The 13,279-nt window shown below is 71.9% G+C and carries 11 protein-coding genes; 6 read left to right on the top strand and 5 right to left on the bottom strand.

Annotated features, from left to right (window positions below):
* Nucleotides 1–2: 2 nt before the first annotated feature.
* Complete coding sequence (locus ACIB24_RS10520) at nt 3–830, bottom strand: class I fructose-bisphosphate aldolase (RefSeq protein ID WP_398279290.1); 828 nt, start codon at nt 828–830, stop codon at nt 3–5.
* Nucleotides 830–2,011, bottom strand: coding sequence for a 3-dehydroquinate synthase II (locus ACIB24_RS10515; protein ID WP_398279287.1), 1,182 nt, complete (start codon nt 2,009–2,011; stop codon nt 830–832). Before ACIB24_RS10515 ends, ACIB24_RS10520 begins: the two co-directional genes overlap by 1 nt.
* A 212-nt stretch (nt 2,012–2,223) precedes the next feature.
* Between ACIB24_RS10515 and ACIB24_RS10510 the strand changes: the two genes are divergently transcribed.
* The 3 genes from ACIB24_RS10510 to ACIB24_RS10500 are packed head-to-tail and all read left to right on the top strand — an operon-like array spanning nt 2,224 to nt 8,047.
* On the top strand, nt 2,224–4,785 hold the full coding sequence (locus ACIB24_RS10510; protein WP_398279284.1) for an AMP-binding protein: 2,562 nt from the start codon (nt 2,224–2,226) through the stop codon (nt 4,783–4,785).
* 24 nt (nt 4,786–4,809) lie between these two features.
* Complete coding sequence (locus tag ACIB24_RS10505) at nt 4,810–6,153, top strand: ATP-dependent 6-phosphofructokinase (RefSeq protein ID WP_398279281.1); 1,344 nt, start codon at nt 4,810–4,812, stop codon at nt 6,151–6,153.
* Between the two features lie 22 nt (nt 6,154–6,175).
* Complete coding sequence (locus ACIB24_RS10500) at nt 6,176–8,047, top strand: CASTOR/POLLUX-related putative ion channel (protein WP_398279278.1); 1,872 nt, start codon at nt 6,176–6,178, stop codon at nt 8,045–8,047.
* A 3-nt stretch (nt 8,048–8,050) separates the two neighbouring features.
* On the opposite strand, the gene ACIB24_RS10495 is transcribed toward ACIB24_RS10500, so the two are convergent.
* Entirely contained in the window at nt 8,051–8,683 is a 633-nt protein-coding gene (locus tag ACIB24_RS10495; RefSeq protein ID WP_398279276.1) for an alpha-ketoglutarate-dependent dioxygenase AlkB, read from the bottom strand.
* Nucleotides 8,684–8,764: 81 nt separating this feature from the next.
* On the opposite strand from ACIB24_RS10495, the gene ACIB24_RS10490 reads away from it, so the two are divergent.
* Entirely contained in the window at nt 8,765–8,998 is a 234-nt protein-coding gene (locus tag ACIB24_RS10490) for a hypothetical protein (RefSeq protein ID WP_398279273.1), read from the top strand.
* Nucleotides 8,999–9,031: 33 nt separating this feature from the next.
* Nucleotides 9,032–9,658: a membrane protein insertase YidC gene (gene yidC / locus ACIB24_RS10485; protein ID WP_398279270.1), complete on the top strand. Its 627-nt coding sequence runs from the start codon at nt 9,032–9,034 to the stop codon at nt 9,656–9,658.
* A 54-nt stretch (nt 9,659–9,712) separates the two neighbouring features.
* Here yidC and ACIB24_RS10480 read toward each other — a convergent pair whose 3' ends face one another.
* Entirely contained in the window at nt 9,713–10,930 is a 1,218-nt protein-coding gene (locus ACIB24_RS10480; protein WP_398279267.1) for a DNA polymerase domain-containing protein, read from the bottom strand.
* Between the two features lie 23 nt (nt 10,931–10,953).
* Between ACIB24_RS10480 and ACIB24_RS10475 the strand changes: the two genes are divergently transcribed.
* Complete coding sequence (locus ACIB24_RS10475) at nt 10,954–11,847, top strand: TIGR03619 family F420-dependent LLM class oxidoreductase (protein WP_398279264.1); 894 nt, start codon at nt 10,954–10,956, stop codon at nt 11,845–11,847.
* On the opposite strand, the gene ACIB24_RS10470 is transcribed toward ACIB24_RS10475, so the two are convergent.
* Nucleotides 11,844–13,274: a glucose-6-phosphate dehydrogenase gene (locus ACIB24_RS10470; RefSeq protein WP_398279261.1), complete on the bottom strand. Its 1,431-nt coding sequence runs from the start codon at nt 13,272–13,274 to the stop codon at nt 11,844–11,846. The genes ACIB24_RS10475 and ACIB24_RS10470 overlap by 4 nt on opposite strands.
* Nucleotides 13,275–13,279: the final 5 nt, after the last annotated feature.

The following is a 13,279-nucleotide window of genomic DNA, read 5'->3' as shown; positions in this document are numbered from 1 at the left end:
CGTCAGGCGTTCTGCAGCGAGCCTTCCAACCCGGCCACGTCGAGCACCCCGCCCCGCGGCGCGGCGTCCAGCAGCGCGCGCAGCTGGTCCAGGATCGGCGCCGGGTCGGGTCGCTGGAACACGTTGCGCCCCAGGCAGAGTCCGGCCGCCTGGCTGTCCGCCACCACCTTGGCCAGGTGGGTCAGCTCCTCGTCGGACGTGAGCGCGCCGCCGGAGAACAGGATGGGCAGGTCCTCCCCGATCCCGTCGAGCAGCTCATCCAGGTCGTCGAGGTGCTCGGGCGGGGCCGTCTTGACCGCGTGCACCCCGAGTTCGTAGGCCACCCGCAGGTAGTGCCGGTGCAGCCGCATCGGCCGGCCGGGGGCGTCGTCCGCCGGCCCGGCCGGGTAGACCATCACCAGGACGGGCAGGCCGAACCGCTCGGCCTCGTCCACCACCCGGCCGAGCTGGCTCAGGTTGTGGCCGTGGTTGTCCGGGCGGTAGTTCACCTGCATGGAGACGGCGTCGGCGCCCAGCCGGACGGCGTTCTCGACCGTCGTGACCATGTGCTTGGTGTCCGGGTCCTCGCCGATCGCCGTGCTCCCGTTGAGGTGGATCATCACGCCCAGACCCTGCAGCAGCCCGTGGGTGGCCAGCTTGTCGACCATGCCCTTGTGGGCGATGACCCCGTCGATGGCCGGGTGCCGCAGCCAGCCCGAGATCTCGTGCACGCTGGACAGGCCGGCCACCGAGCCCATGGTCAGGCCGTGGTCGATGGGGACGATCAGCGACCGCCCGCTCGTCGGGGCGACGAAGCGGGACCAGCGCAGGTCCTTCGCCGGCGCCGACATCAGTACTCCTCGATCGTCTCGTCGACGGGCAGGCCGACGTGCCGGCCGGGGGTCGACACGTGGCCCAGGACCTTGTCGCCGGGCTTCAGCTCGGTGACGTTGGCCGGCTGGCCCTCGGCCGAGTAGACCCGCACGTGCCAGTCGTCCTGCATGATCACGTTGACCCGCTCGCCCCCCTCGAACTCGACCTCGATCAGGCGCAGCGGCCGGATCTCGATCTTGGACCGTCCGACCGGCACCTCACGGGTGCGTCCGTCGAGGCCGACGACGGTGGCCGGCCAGCCGCCCTTGAGCTCGCTCAGGTAGTTGGTCCGGTTGTTGCCCGCGTACACGTAGCTGTGCACGCCGCCCGCGTTCACCCGGAACGGTCGCAGCTCCATGTAGGGCAGGTAGAAGACCTCGGGGCAGCACAGCACGCCGCCCTGCGACGTGGACCCGATCAGCATGCCCTCGGTCGGTTCGAACAATGTGGCCAGGTCGATGCAGGCGCGGTGCCCCATCCCGATCGGGACCGACCGGATCACCGTGGCGACACTGATCGCGATGCGGGGGTCGGAGGCCTCCTTGAGAGCGGCGGCGAACTCGTTGAGCGCGTCGTCGTCGTCGTCGGGCGAGAACAGGACCCCGTCGCTGCCGACCTCCATCACGCCGAGGGCCACCACCGCGTCCTCGGAGTCCTTCGGGTCGGTGATCTCCTTGATCACGATGGTGTGCGACGCCTGCAGGGAGGCGATCACCAGCTCGAGCGGGATGTTGGTCGGGTCGGGGAAGCGCATGGCCAGGAACCGGTGCGCGCGGCCCAGTTCGATCGCGGCCTTGAGGCTGTCCTGGTCGTGCGCGGACATCCGCAGGCAGGTGGCGATGCCGTCCTGTGCGGCCTGCTGGAGGACCTTGGTCTGCTCCGAGGACACGACCCACTTGCGGCGGTCGTCGCCCTGGGGGATCAGCCCGGCCTCCAGGACGCCCTGCAGCTCGGCCTTGTCGGCCACGTGCAGCACCCGGGTGACGTCACCGGGCAGCCTGCCCACGTACCGCTCGGCGGTCGCCGGGTAGAGCACGACGGCGGTGTAGCCCGCGCCCAGCACCCGTCCGAGGAATGCGTCGCCACCCTTCCCCTTGCCCAGCGTGGCGGTGTCGAACCACGCGTGGACCTGCGTGGACTCGTCCTTGACTGTGCTCATCGTCGAGTTCCCCTAAAAGCGTGTGGGTCCGCGGGTGGAATCCCGGGACAGCGGCAATGTAGGCCGCCGGGTGTCCCTTTGCGCCGGGTTCGATGAACCTGTGAAGGATTTGTCTGAGGGCCCGCTGAGAGGCGTTTGTCACGCCCGCGAGAATGTGCATCGTTGACAATTACGGACTAGGTGGGGGATAGCAGGTAGTACGTTCAGAAGTTATGACCTTGCCCCCGCTGGACGCCTCGGTGGTCGAGGCCGGGTACTTCGCGCGGCTGGCCCAGGTCGTGAGCATGCAGCCGGACAAGGTCGCGGTGATCGACGACGTCCGACGCCTGACCTACCGCGAGTTCGCCGCCGAGGCGGCGGGAGTGCTGCGCGTGCTTCGGGACGACGCCGCCGGGCCTGCCGGGTCGGGCGGATCCGTGCCGGTCGCGATGCTGTTCGACCACCGCACCGAGGCGGTCACGGCGCTGATCGGGGTCCTCGCCGCGGGCCGACCGGTGCTCGTCCTCGACGCCCGCACCCCCGTGCCCCGGCTGCGGGCCTTCGCCGAGCGGGTCGGCGTCGGCCTGGTCCTCGCCGACCCGGCGAACGCCGAGGCCGCCGCGCAGCTCGGCGTGCGGGTCCAGGTGCTGGACGCCGGGCTGGCCCCGGCCGACCCCACCGACCTGTGGCGCAACCCGCCGCCGGGCGACGTCCCGGCGGTGCTCTCCTTCACCTCCGGCTCGACCGGCGTCCCGAAGGTCGTGGCCACGGGCACCCGGCAGCTGGCCGGTGACGCCTGGGCCAACTCGACCGCCGCCGGCTGCTACGGCGCCGACGACGTGATGGCCCACACGCTGCCGCTGGCCTTCAACGCCGGCATGTGCGTCAGCACCTGCGGGCCGCTGGTCGGCACGACCATGGTGATGTACGACGTGCGCAGCTCGGGGATCGCCGGCCTGTCGGACGCGGTGGCCATCCACGGGGTGAGCGTGATGCACGCCAGCCCGGCGATCCTGCGGGGCTTCGTGGAGAGCCGGCCCGACCCGGCCAAGCTGGCCACGCTCCGCTCGCTGACCGTGGCCGGTGAGAGCGCCTACGGCACCGACATCGCGGCGGCCCGGGCCGTGCTCCCGCCCGGCCTCACCCTCTACAACCGGTACGGCTCGTCGGAGACGGGGCTGATCGCCGAGTTCGTCCTGCGCCCCGAGGACCCGACGCCCGAGGGGGCCCTGCCTGCCGGCCGGCCCGTCGGGCACACGAGCGTGGTCCTGATGGACGAGGAGGGCGGGAAGGTACGCCGCGGAGAGGTGGGCCGGGTCGTCGTCCGGCGCGAGCAACTGGCCCTCGGGTACTGGGACAACCCCGAGGCCACCCAGGCCGCCTTCGACGTCACCGCGGACGGGTGGCACTGGTACGCCAGCAGCGACATCGGCCGGATCGACGACGAGGGCCGGCTGCACCTCCTGGGCCGCCGCGACCACAGCGTGAAGGTCCGCGGCTACCTGGTCGAGCCCGGTGAGGTCGACACCGCCCTGTTCGGGCTGCCCGACGTCCGCGAGGCGGTGACGGTGGGCCGGCCCCGGCCGGACGGCACCGGCACCCGGCTGGTGAGCTACGTCGTCCCGAGCGGTGAGCGCTCCAGCGGGGCCGGGATCCGGGCCGCCCTGCGGCAGGTCCTGCCCGGCCACATGGTCCCCGAGACGGTCGTCTTCCTGACGGCGTTGCCGCGTACCGAGCGGGGCAAGCTCGACCGGGCGGCGCTGCCCGAGCCGCCCGCGGTCGTGGTCGGCAAGGGGCTGGAACGCCGTGACGAGTGGCAGCTGATCGTGGGTGAGGTCTGGCAGGACGTCCTCGGCCTCGACCAGATCGGCCCGGACGACGACTTCTTCGAGCTGGGTGGTGACTCGCTCGTCGCCCAGCAACTGATCACCGCCGTGATCAAGCGGTTCGACCTGAACGAGGACGACGTCACCACCACGATGCTGGCCCAGGCCCCCACCCTCGGCGGCTTCGCGAGCCGGTTGAAGCGCCCCGCCGCCCAGCTCGGGCACGGCACCCTCGTGGCCCTGCGGGAGACGGGCGAGCGGCCGCCGCTGTTCATGGTCGCGGGCGGTGGTGGGCTGGCCGTCGGGATCCAGCCGCTGGTCACCCATCTCGACTCCGACCAGCCCGTCTACGCCTTCCAGGCGCACGCGCTCGAGCGGCGCGGCATCCCGGACTGGTCGGTCGAGGCGATGGCTCGCCGGCACGTCCGGACGCTGCGCGAGTTCCAGCCACGCGGGCCCTACCACCTGGGCGGGCACTCGTTCGGCGGGGTCGTGGCGGTCGAGATGGCCCACCAGCTGCGCCGGGCCGGGGAGGACGTCGACCTGCTGGTGATCCTCGACTCCTACCCGCCGGATCCGGCGAAACTGCCCGCCACGGAACGCGGTTCACTCGCGAAGCGGATCCGGGAGACGGTCAACGTGTCCCTGACCGGGGTCGTGCACTCCTCGGGCCTGCGGCAGTTCTGGCGGTTCCACGCCCAGAGCCAGGTGCTGGCCTCCCGGTACAAGGCGCCGCCGTGGCCCGGCCGGACCCTGGTCGTCGTCGCGGCCAGCGAGGACCGGGCGATCCGCTCCGACTGGGGCCCGTACCTGTCCGGCGAGTGGGACATGCTCGACGTCGGCGCCGACCACCTGTCGATGATGCGCGAGCCGTGGGTGGCGATGATGGGCAAGGCGATCCAGGCCCTGCTCGACGAGGTCCAAGGGGTGCGCGCCGGGCCGGCCCGGCTGTCCGGACCTTTGCCGTAACACGGTCACTTTAGGGTTGACCGGGTGACCGATCGACCTGCTGAGACAGTGGTGGCCGCCGACCTGGCCGTCTCCGCGCTGGGTGAGTGCCGGGTCGACTCGCCGCTGCTGCCCCTGCTGGACACCCGCCAGGTCAGCGTCAACTACGTCGACGAGAGCGACCGCGTCCTGCTCGACGACACGCTGTCCACACTGGTGGCCCGCGAGGGCGAGGGCGGCCCGCTGGGGTTCGAGCCGGGCGGCCCGCGGCGCAAGATCTACTTCGACCCCACCAAGACCCGGGTCGGCATCGTCACCTGCGGCGGGCTGTGCCCCGGCCTGAACAACGTGATCCGCGGCCTGGTGATGGAACTGACCCTGCACTACAAGGTCAAACGGATCTTCGGCTTCCGCAACGGGTACCAGGGTTTCATCGCCCGCTACGGCCACCCCGTCGTCGACCTCACGCCCGACGTCGTGCGCAACATCCACGAGGACGGCGGCACCATGCTCGGCACGTCGCGCGGGTCGCAGGACCCGGAGGAGATCGTCGACTGCCTGGAGCGGATGAACATCAACGTCCTGTTCGTGATCGGCGGCGACGGGTCGATGCGCGGGGCGGCCCGCATCGCCGAGGTCGCCGCCGCCCGCGGCGAGCGGGTCGCGGTGGTGGGCATCCCCAAGACGATCGACAACGACATCCCGTACATCGACCACTCGTTCGGGTTCCAGACCGCGTTCGGGACGGCGGGGGAGACGATCCTGGCCGCCAAGTCCGAGGCCCGCTCGGCGCCGGGCGGGGTGGGGCTGGTCAAGCTGATGGGGCGGCACTCGGGTTTCATCGCCTGCTACGCCGCGCTGGCCCGCAACCACGCCGACTTCGTGCTGATCCCCGAGGTGCCGTTCGACCTGGACGGGCCCGACGGCCTGCTGGAACAGCTGCGGCGGCGGGTCGAGGTGGCCGGCAACGCCGTGGTGGTGGTCGCGGAAGGCGCCGGGCAGGAACATTTCCCGTCGTCGGAGAACGGGTCGGACGCCTCCGGCAACGCGAAGCTGCGCGACGTCGGGGTACTGCTCAAGGAGCGCATCACCGAGCACTTCGCCGGCTGCGGGACCGAGCTGAACCTGCGCTACATCGACCCCAGCTACACGATCCGCTCGGTGCCGGCCAACCCCTACGACAGCGTGTACTGCCTCCGTCTGGCCCACGCCGCCGTGCACGCCGCCATGGCCGGGCGGACGGCGATGGTGATCGGCCGCTGGCACGGGCGGTTCGTGCACGTACCGATCACGCTGGCGGTGTCCGGCACGAACAAGGTAGACCCGCACGGCGACCTCTGGATGTCTGTGCTCGAGGCAACTGGCCAACCCGTGAGACTCACCGCCTGACCTGCGGCTATCGTCCTCGTTCGTGATCAGAGCCCGGGCGCGGTACCGCTTCGACAACATGATGGCCCGCGGCGTGACCGCGCAGGTGCTGCTGCTGGCCTCGGCCACCGTGGTCCTGGTGCTGATCGCCACGGTCGCGACCGTGCTGCTCGGGGTGCAGCCCGTGGACGACGACGGCCGGGCCGAGTCGTTCGGAAGCGTCGTCTGGGTCTCGCTGATGCATTCGCTCGACGCGGGCATGGTGGGCGGCGACGCGCTGACCTCCTGGACCTACCTCGCGGTCATGCTGGTGGTCACCATCGGTGGCCTGTTCGTGGTCGCGGCGCTGATCGGGGTCCTGAACCAGGGTTTCGGCGACATCCTCGAGGGGCTGCGGCGGGGGCGCAGCGCCGTGGTGGAGCGCAACCACACGGTGGTGCTCGGGTGGAACTCGAAGCTCTTCGCGCTGCTGACCGAGCTGGCCGAGGCGAACGCCAACCGGCGCGGGGCCTGCGTGGTGATCCTCGCCGACCGCGACAAGGTCGCCATGGACGAGGAGATCGCGGCCGCGCTCGAGGGCACCCGCCTGCGCGTGGTGACCAGGCGCGGTGACGCGCTGACCATCGACGACCTGCACCTGGTCTCCCCGGCGACGGCCCGGGCGGTCGTCGTCCTGGCCCCCGAGCACCGCCCGGACGGGGCGCCCGCCACCCCGAGCGAGGCCGATGCAGTGGTGATGAAGTCCCTGCTCGCCCTCCGCAAGGTACTGGGGGACAAGCACGTCCACGTCGTCGCCGAACTGCTCGACGAGCGGACCGTACCCGTGGCCCGGATGGTGACCGGGCCGGCGGCGGCGCTGGTGACCACGGGCCCGCTGATCAGCCGCCTGCTGGTCCAGACCGGCCGGCAGTCGGGGCTGGCCGAGGTCTACGGCGAACTGCTCGACTTCGCGGGCGTCGAGATCTACGTGACCCCGGTGCCGAAGCTGGCCGGGACGACGTTCCGCGACGCGGTCTTCCGGTTCGGCTCCTCGACGCTGATCGGGGTGCTCACCGCCGACGACACCCTGATGCTGCCGCCCCCGTGGGAGCGGGTCTTCGAGGCGGGCGACCGGGTGGTCGCGATCAGCGAGGACGACGACACGGTCGTGCTCGACGGAGCGCCCGGTCCGGCGTCCGAGGCCCGGACCGCGATCGTGCCGCCGGGGCCGGGCCGGGAGCCGCACCCCGAGCGGGTCCTCGTGCTGGGCAGCAGCCCGCGCCTGCCGCTCGTGCTGCGCGAACTCGACGGGTTCCTGCCCCCGGGCAGCGCGGTGCTGGTGGTGGGCGAGGAACCCGAGCCCCAGCCGCTGGACCACGCGACCCTGGAGGTGCGCGACGGCGACCTCTCCGACCGGGGCGTGCTCGACGCGCTCGACGTGCCGTCCTTCGATCACGTGCTGCTGCTGTCGGAGTCGCGGGGCCGCTCGCAGGACATGGCCGACGCCCGCACGATGGTCTCGCTGCTGCACCTGCGCGACATCACCAAGGAGACGCCGGTGCCGATCACCAGCGAGATCCTCGACGTGCGCAGCCGCGACCTGGCCAGCGGCGGCGACCGCGACGACTTCATCGTCAGCAGCAGGCTCATCTCGCTCGTGATCTCGCAGATCGCCGAGAACCCGTACTTGGCCGCGGTTCTGGACGACCTGCTCAGCCGCGACGGGCACGAGCTGTACCTGCGGCCGGTGACCGACTACGTCGAACCGGGCGAGTGGACGTTCGGCACCGTGTGCGAGGCGGCCCTGCGCCGGGGCGAGCTGGCCATCGGCTACCGGCGGGCGGGCGGCGACCGGGCGACCGTGGTCAACCCCGCCAAGAGCGCGACGGTGCGGTTCGCGAAGGACGACCAGGTCGTCGTCCTGGCTGAGCAGTAGGGCTTACCGGACGCCCCGCGGCCGGAACTGGATGCTGATCCGCGGGCCGGTGGGCCGGGCCGACTTCGGGACGGCGTGCTCCCAGGTGCGCTGGCACGAGCCGCCCATCACGATCAGGTCGCCGTGGCCGAGGTTGTGCCGGATGCTCGCGCCGCCCGTGGCGGGGCGCAGCAGCAGGGCGCGCGGCGAGCCGACGCTGACGATGGCCACCATCGTGTCGTGCGTCGACCCGCGCCCGATGCGGTCGCCGTGCCAGGCCACGCTGTCGCGCCCGTCCCGGTACAGGCACAGCCCCGCGGTCACGAACGGCTCGCCGAGTTCGTCGGCGTAGTGGGCGGACAGCCGCTCACGCATGAGCTCGAGTGACGGGTGGGGGAGCGGGTCGGCTTCGCCGTAGAAGCAGAGCAGCCGCGGGACGGCGACCTCCCGGTCGTACATCTGGCGCCGTTCGGCCCGCCACGGCACCACGTCGATCAACGTCTCGAAGAGCCGGTCGGCGCCGTGCACCCACGCCGGGCGCAGGTCCACCCAGGCTCCGGCTGACAGGTCCTCGCGTCGGGGATCCAGGCCGCCCGGCCCGATCTCGTCGCGGCCGTCGGACGCCAGGTCCAGCAGCGACCCCTGGAAGTCGACCATGCCCTCGACGGTAACACGATATTCGAACAGATGTTCGATCTCTGGCGGGATCCTGCGGGGCCGTGTCAGCATGGACGGGTGATGGACCAGGCCTGGCTGCTCCCCAGCCTGCTGGAGGTCGCGGCCGTACTCGCGGTCGTGGTGCTCGTCGCGCTGCTCGCGCGCATCGCGCTGACGGTCCTCGGGATGGTGAACGCGCCGGTCGCCCCGGTGCGGGTGCGCACGCGGGACCGTGCGCAGGGCGAGCACTGGGCGCCCGACGCGCCGGGTCGCCCGCAGCCCCGGGCGCCGGACTGCGGCCCGTACTTCGACTGAAGTCCGGCCCGCGTCCACCATTCTGGAGTTTCCGTGCCCGTCCCTGCCCTACCCATGCCTGCTCTGATCGTCCTGCTGACCGTCCTCGTGCGGGTCGCGTTGCTGCCGCTGTCCGTACGCATCGTCCGGGCCGACCTCGCCCGCCGCGCCCTCGCGCCTCGCGTGGCCGAGCTGCGCATGCGCCATCGAGGTGATCCGCAACGGCTCACCGAGGAGCTGCTCGCCGCGCACCGTGACGCGGGGATCTCCCCGTTCGCGGGTCTCGGCGCCGCGCTCGCCCAGGCGCCGGTGCTCTACGGCCTCTACCGGCTGTGCAGCTCGTCCGTCGTGGCGAACGCGACCCTGTTCGGGATGCCGCTCTCGCAGCACGGTCTCGCGGCTGTGGCATCGGCCGGGTTCGTGTCGGCGCCGGCCGCGGTGTTCGTCGTGGCCGTGCTGATGTTGATGCTGGTGGCGACCTGGTCGGGGTCGACCGCGGTCGCGCGGCTGGACCCTCAGACCGATCAGGCGGGGCTGAACCGCACTCTGGCCCGGGTCCTGCCGTTCACGACCGTCGGTGCCGCCTTCGTCATGCCGTTCGCGGTCGTCCTCTACCTGCTCACCTCGACGGCCTGGGCCACCGCCGAACGCCGCTACCTACCGCTCATGCTGGCGAAATGAACACTCTGGGCCGGAAATCGGCCGAGAAAATGTGCATCTGGACAGCATGAGCAGTCATGGCCGGCCGGGCCAGGTCTTGCCGGCCCACGGGTCGTAGTCGACCTCCAGGGGCTCCTGCGGCGGGCGCTGGGCTTCGGGGACGTGCTGCAGGTTGAGCCGGATCCGGTACCAGAGCGACGAGCTGCCGCGCATGCCGTCGAGGAGCACGTCGGCGGGCTCCAGCAGTGCGAAAACCGCACCGTGCCGGGACTTCCAGCGCTCCAGCCCTTCCAGTGCCTCGGCCTTGGTCTTGGCCCGGGCGATCTCGATCAGCGGCATGGTCATCGTCCGCCCGCCGGTGCCCTTGGGTGGCTTCTCGGCCGGTCCGAGCTCCTCGGCCCGGGCCAGCAGCGCGTCGAGCGAGCCGACGGCGGCGTCCATGCCGAGCCAGGGGTCGCCGTCCGAGAAGCGTTCCACGGCAACGGACATCGTGTAGAGCAGTGGATCGCACGCGGGTACCTCGTCCCACGTCAGGGGCAGCGAGACCCGTGCGTCGGGCGTGGGTCGCACCGACCAGACGGAGGCGACGGTGCGGTCGTAGGCGTTCTGGTTGAAGTCCGTGAACACCTTCGCCCCGCGCTCCTCCTTCCACCACTTCGCCGTGGCGATCTCGGGGGCCCGCAGCTCGACCTCGCGTGACACCGTCTCGGCGGCCGTCCGCAGCTCGCGGAACGTCCAGTCCCGCGCGATCCGCACGTTGATGTGCATGCCCCGCGAGCCCGACGTCTTAGGCCAGCCGACCAGCCCGTGGTCCTCGAGCACGGACCGCACGACCAGGGCCACGTCCACGATCTGTGACCACGGGACCCCCGGCATCGGGTCGAGGTCGATGCGCAGCTCGTCGGGGTGGACGAGGTCGTCGTCGCGCAGCGGGTGCGGGTTGAGGTCGACGCAGCCGACGTTGATCGCCCAGGCCAGCCCGGCGGCGTCCGACACCACGGCCTCCTCGGCCGATCGGCCGGAGGCGTACTTGAGCTCGGCCACCCCGACGTACGGCGGCCGGTTCGCGGGCGCCCGCTTCTGGAAGAAGGCCTCCTCCTCGATGCCCTTCACGAACCGTTTGAGCACCATGGGCCGCCCCGCGACCCCACGCAGCGCGCCGTCGGCCACGGCCAGGTAGTACTGGACCAGCTCGAGCTTCGTGATCCCCAGCTCGGGGAACACGACCTTGGCCGGGTTGGTGACCTTCACCTCCCGGCCGTCGACCTCGATGACCTGCGCGGCGGACGGCACGCACTCACGATAGGAGAGACGGCATGCGAGTGGGATTCGGACTGCCCGTGGCGGGTTCCTGGGCCACCCGGGAGAACTTCGTCGAGATCGCCACGACCGCCGAACGCCTCGGCTACCACTCGGTGTGGACGTTCCAGCGGCTCGTCTCGCCCGCCGACCGGTCGATCCCGCCCACCTACTGGTCGGTGGTCGACCCCGTCGTCGCCCTCGGCGCCGCGGCCGCCCTGACCGAACGCGTGGAGTTGGGCGTCGCCGTCCTGAACATGCCGTTCTTCTCGCCGCCGTTGCTGGCCAAGCAGCTGGCCGCGGTGGACGTGCTGTCCGGCGGCCGGCTCGTGGCGGGGCTCGGCAACGGCTGGCAGCCGATCGAGTTCGAGGCCAGCGGGGTGCCGATCGAGGGCCGCGGGGTCCGGGCCGAGGAGTACCTCGGCGTCCTGAGACGGTTGCTCGGTCCGGACCCGGTGGCCTACGACGGGCCGCTGTACCGGCTGCAGCCCGCCGAGGTGCTGCCGAAACCCGTCAACCCGGAGGGGATTCCGATTCTGCTGGGCGGAGATGCGCCGACGGCGTTGGCCCGCGCCGGCCGCCGGGCCGACGGGTGGATCAGCAGCAGCCGCGTCCCGCCGTCCGAGCTGCACACGCGCATCGCGCAGGTGAAACGGGCCGCGCAGGACGCCGGGCGCGACCCCGACGCCCTCCGCTTCGTCTGCCGGGGGGTCGTGGTGGGCGGCGAGCGCACGCGCCCGCTGAGCGGGCCGCTCGAGCAGGTGCGGGACGACGTCGCGCAGCTGGCCGAGCAGGGCGTCACCGAGGTCTTCGTCGACCTGAACTTCGACCCCTCGATCGGGCACCCGGCCGCCGACCCCCGGGCCTCGATGGACCGCGCCCGCGAGGTGCTCGAAGCCCTGCGGCCCTAGGAGCTTCCGGACGAGCTGAGCAGCGGCATCCAGCCGCCCGCCGGCAGGTCGTGCGCGGCGTCGGGGCCCCACGAACCCTGCTCGTACGGCTGGACCGCCGGCCGGTCGGCGAGCAGCGAAGTAGCCGCCTTCCAGGCGTGCTGCAGGCCCTCCCGGCTGGTGAACAGCGCCTTGTCGCCCGCCATCACGTCGAGCAGCAGCGTCGCGTACGCGGGCAACGGCTCGGCCCGGGGCACGCGCTCGAGCGGCAGGGCCGCCGTCCCGGTGACCAGCGCGCCCTCCGGGCCGGGTTCCTTCAGCACCATGCCGATGTCGATCTGGCCGTCCCCGGCCAGGGACACCCGCAGGAACGACCCGCGCACCGGGACGTCGCCCACCGGGCCGTCCGGCTCCCGGAACACCAGGGTCACCTGCTGGGCCGAGGCGGCCAGCCGTTTCCCGGTGCGCAGCAGGAACGGGACGCCGTGCCAACGGTCGGTGTCGACCCACAGCCGGGCCGCGACGAACGTGTCGGTCGTCGAGTCGTCGGCCACGCCCTCGACGTCGCGGTACCCCTGGTACTGGCCCAGCACCACGTCGTCCTTCGCCAGTGGCCGGAACGCGGCGATGACCGCCTCCCGGGCCTCCTGCAACGCGAGCGCCCCCGACCCCGCGGGGGGTTCCATCGCGACCTCGGCCGCCACCTGGAAGAGGTGCGTGACCAACATGTCGAGGGTCGCCCCGGTGGCGTCGTAGAACTGGGCCCGGTCGTCGATGTCGAGGGTCTCGGGGACGTCGATCTGCACCTGGGCGACGTGCTCGCGGTTCCAGACGCCGGTGAAGAGCTGGTTCGCGAACCGCAGCACGTGCAGGTCCTGGGTGGCCTCCTTGCCGAGGAAGTGGTCGATCCGGAACACCTGGTCCTCGTCGAGCACCTCGTGCACGGCGGCGTCGAGTTCCTCGAAGCCGGACGGTGAGGTCCCGTAGGGCTTCTCGTAGACGACGCGGGCGCCCTCGGTCAGCCCGTGCGCCGCGAGGGCCTTCGTGACGGGCAGGAACACCGACGGCGGCAGGGCCAGGTAGAAGACCAGCTGGACCTCATCGGCGGAGTCCCCGGCCTCCTTGCGGATCTCGGCCAGCACGTCGGGGAGGGCGCCCGGGTCGTCGGCGCTGAACCCGCCGCCGGCGAACAGGACGCGGGAGGCCACGTCGTCCCAGTCGAGGTCGTCGGGATTGGGGGCGGAGTCGTCGGCCTCGAGGGCGTCGCGCACCGCCTTCCGGAAGTGCTCGTGCGGGTGGTCGCCGCGGCCGTTGCCGACCAGCCACCACCGGTCGGGCAGCAGGTCGCGGTCGGCGAGGGTGAAGAACGCCGGCAGCACCAGCCGGTGGGCCAGGTCGCCGGTGGCGCCGAAGAGGACGAAGACGGTAGGCGCAGCTGAAGAGGGCACACCCC

The sequence above is a fragment of the Spongisporangium articulatum genome (assembly GCF_044465595.1).
GTDB lineage: Bacteria > Actinomycetota > Actinomycetes > Actinomycetales > Kineosporiaceae > Spongisporangium > Spongisporangium articulatum.
Note: the sequence above shows the minus strand (reverse complement) of the source record. Positions and strands in the feature narration are given on the sequence as shown.

Coding starts and splice junctions, on each gene's coding strand:
- ACIB24_RS10520 (WP_398279290.1), bottom strand. CDS start 830: ATGTCGGCGCCGGCGAAGGACCTGCGCTGGTCCCGCTTCGTCGCCCCG.
- ACIB24_RS10515 (WP_398279287.1), bottom strand. CDS start 2,011: ATGAGCACAGTCAAGGACGAGTCCACGCAGGTCCACGCGTGGTTCGAC.
- ACIB24_RS10510 (WP_398279284.1), top strand. CDS start 2,224: ATGACCTTGCCCCCGCTGGACGCCTCGGTGGTCGAGGCCGGGTACTTC.
- ACIB24_RS10495 (WP_398279276.1), bottom strand. CDS start 8,683: ATGGTCGACTTCCAGGGGTCGCTGCTGGACCTGGCGTCCGACGGCCGC.
- ACIB24_RS10490 (WP_398279273.1), top strand. CDS start 8,765: ATGGACCAGGCCTGGCTGCTCCCCAGCCTGCTGGAGGTCGCGGCCGTA.
- ACIB24_RS10475 (WP_398279264.1), top strand. CDS start 10,954: ATGCGAGTGGGATTCGGACTGCCCGTGGCGGGTTCCTGGGCCACCCGG.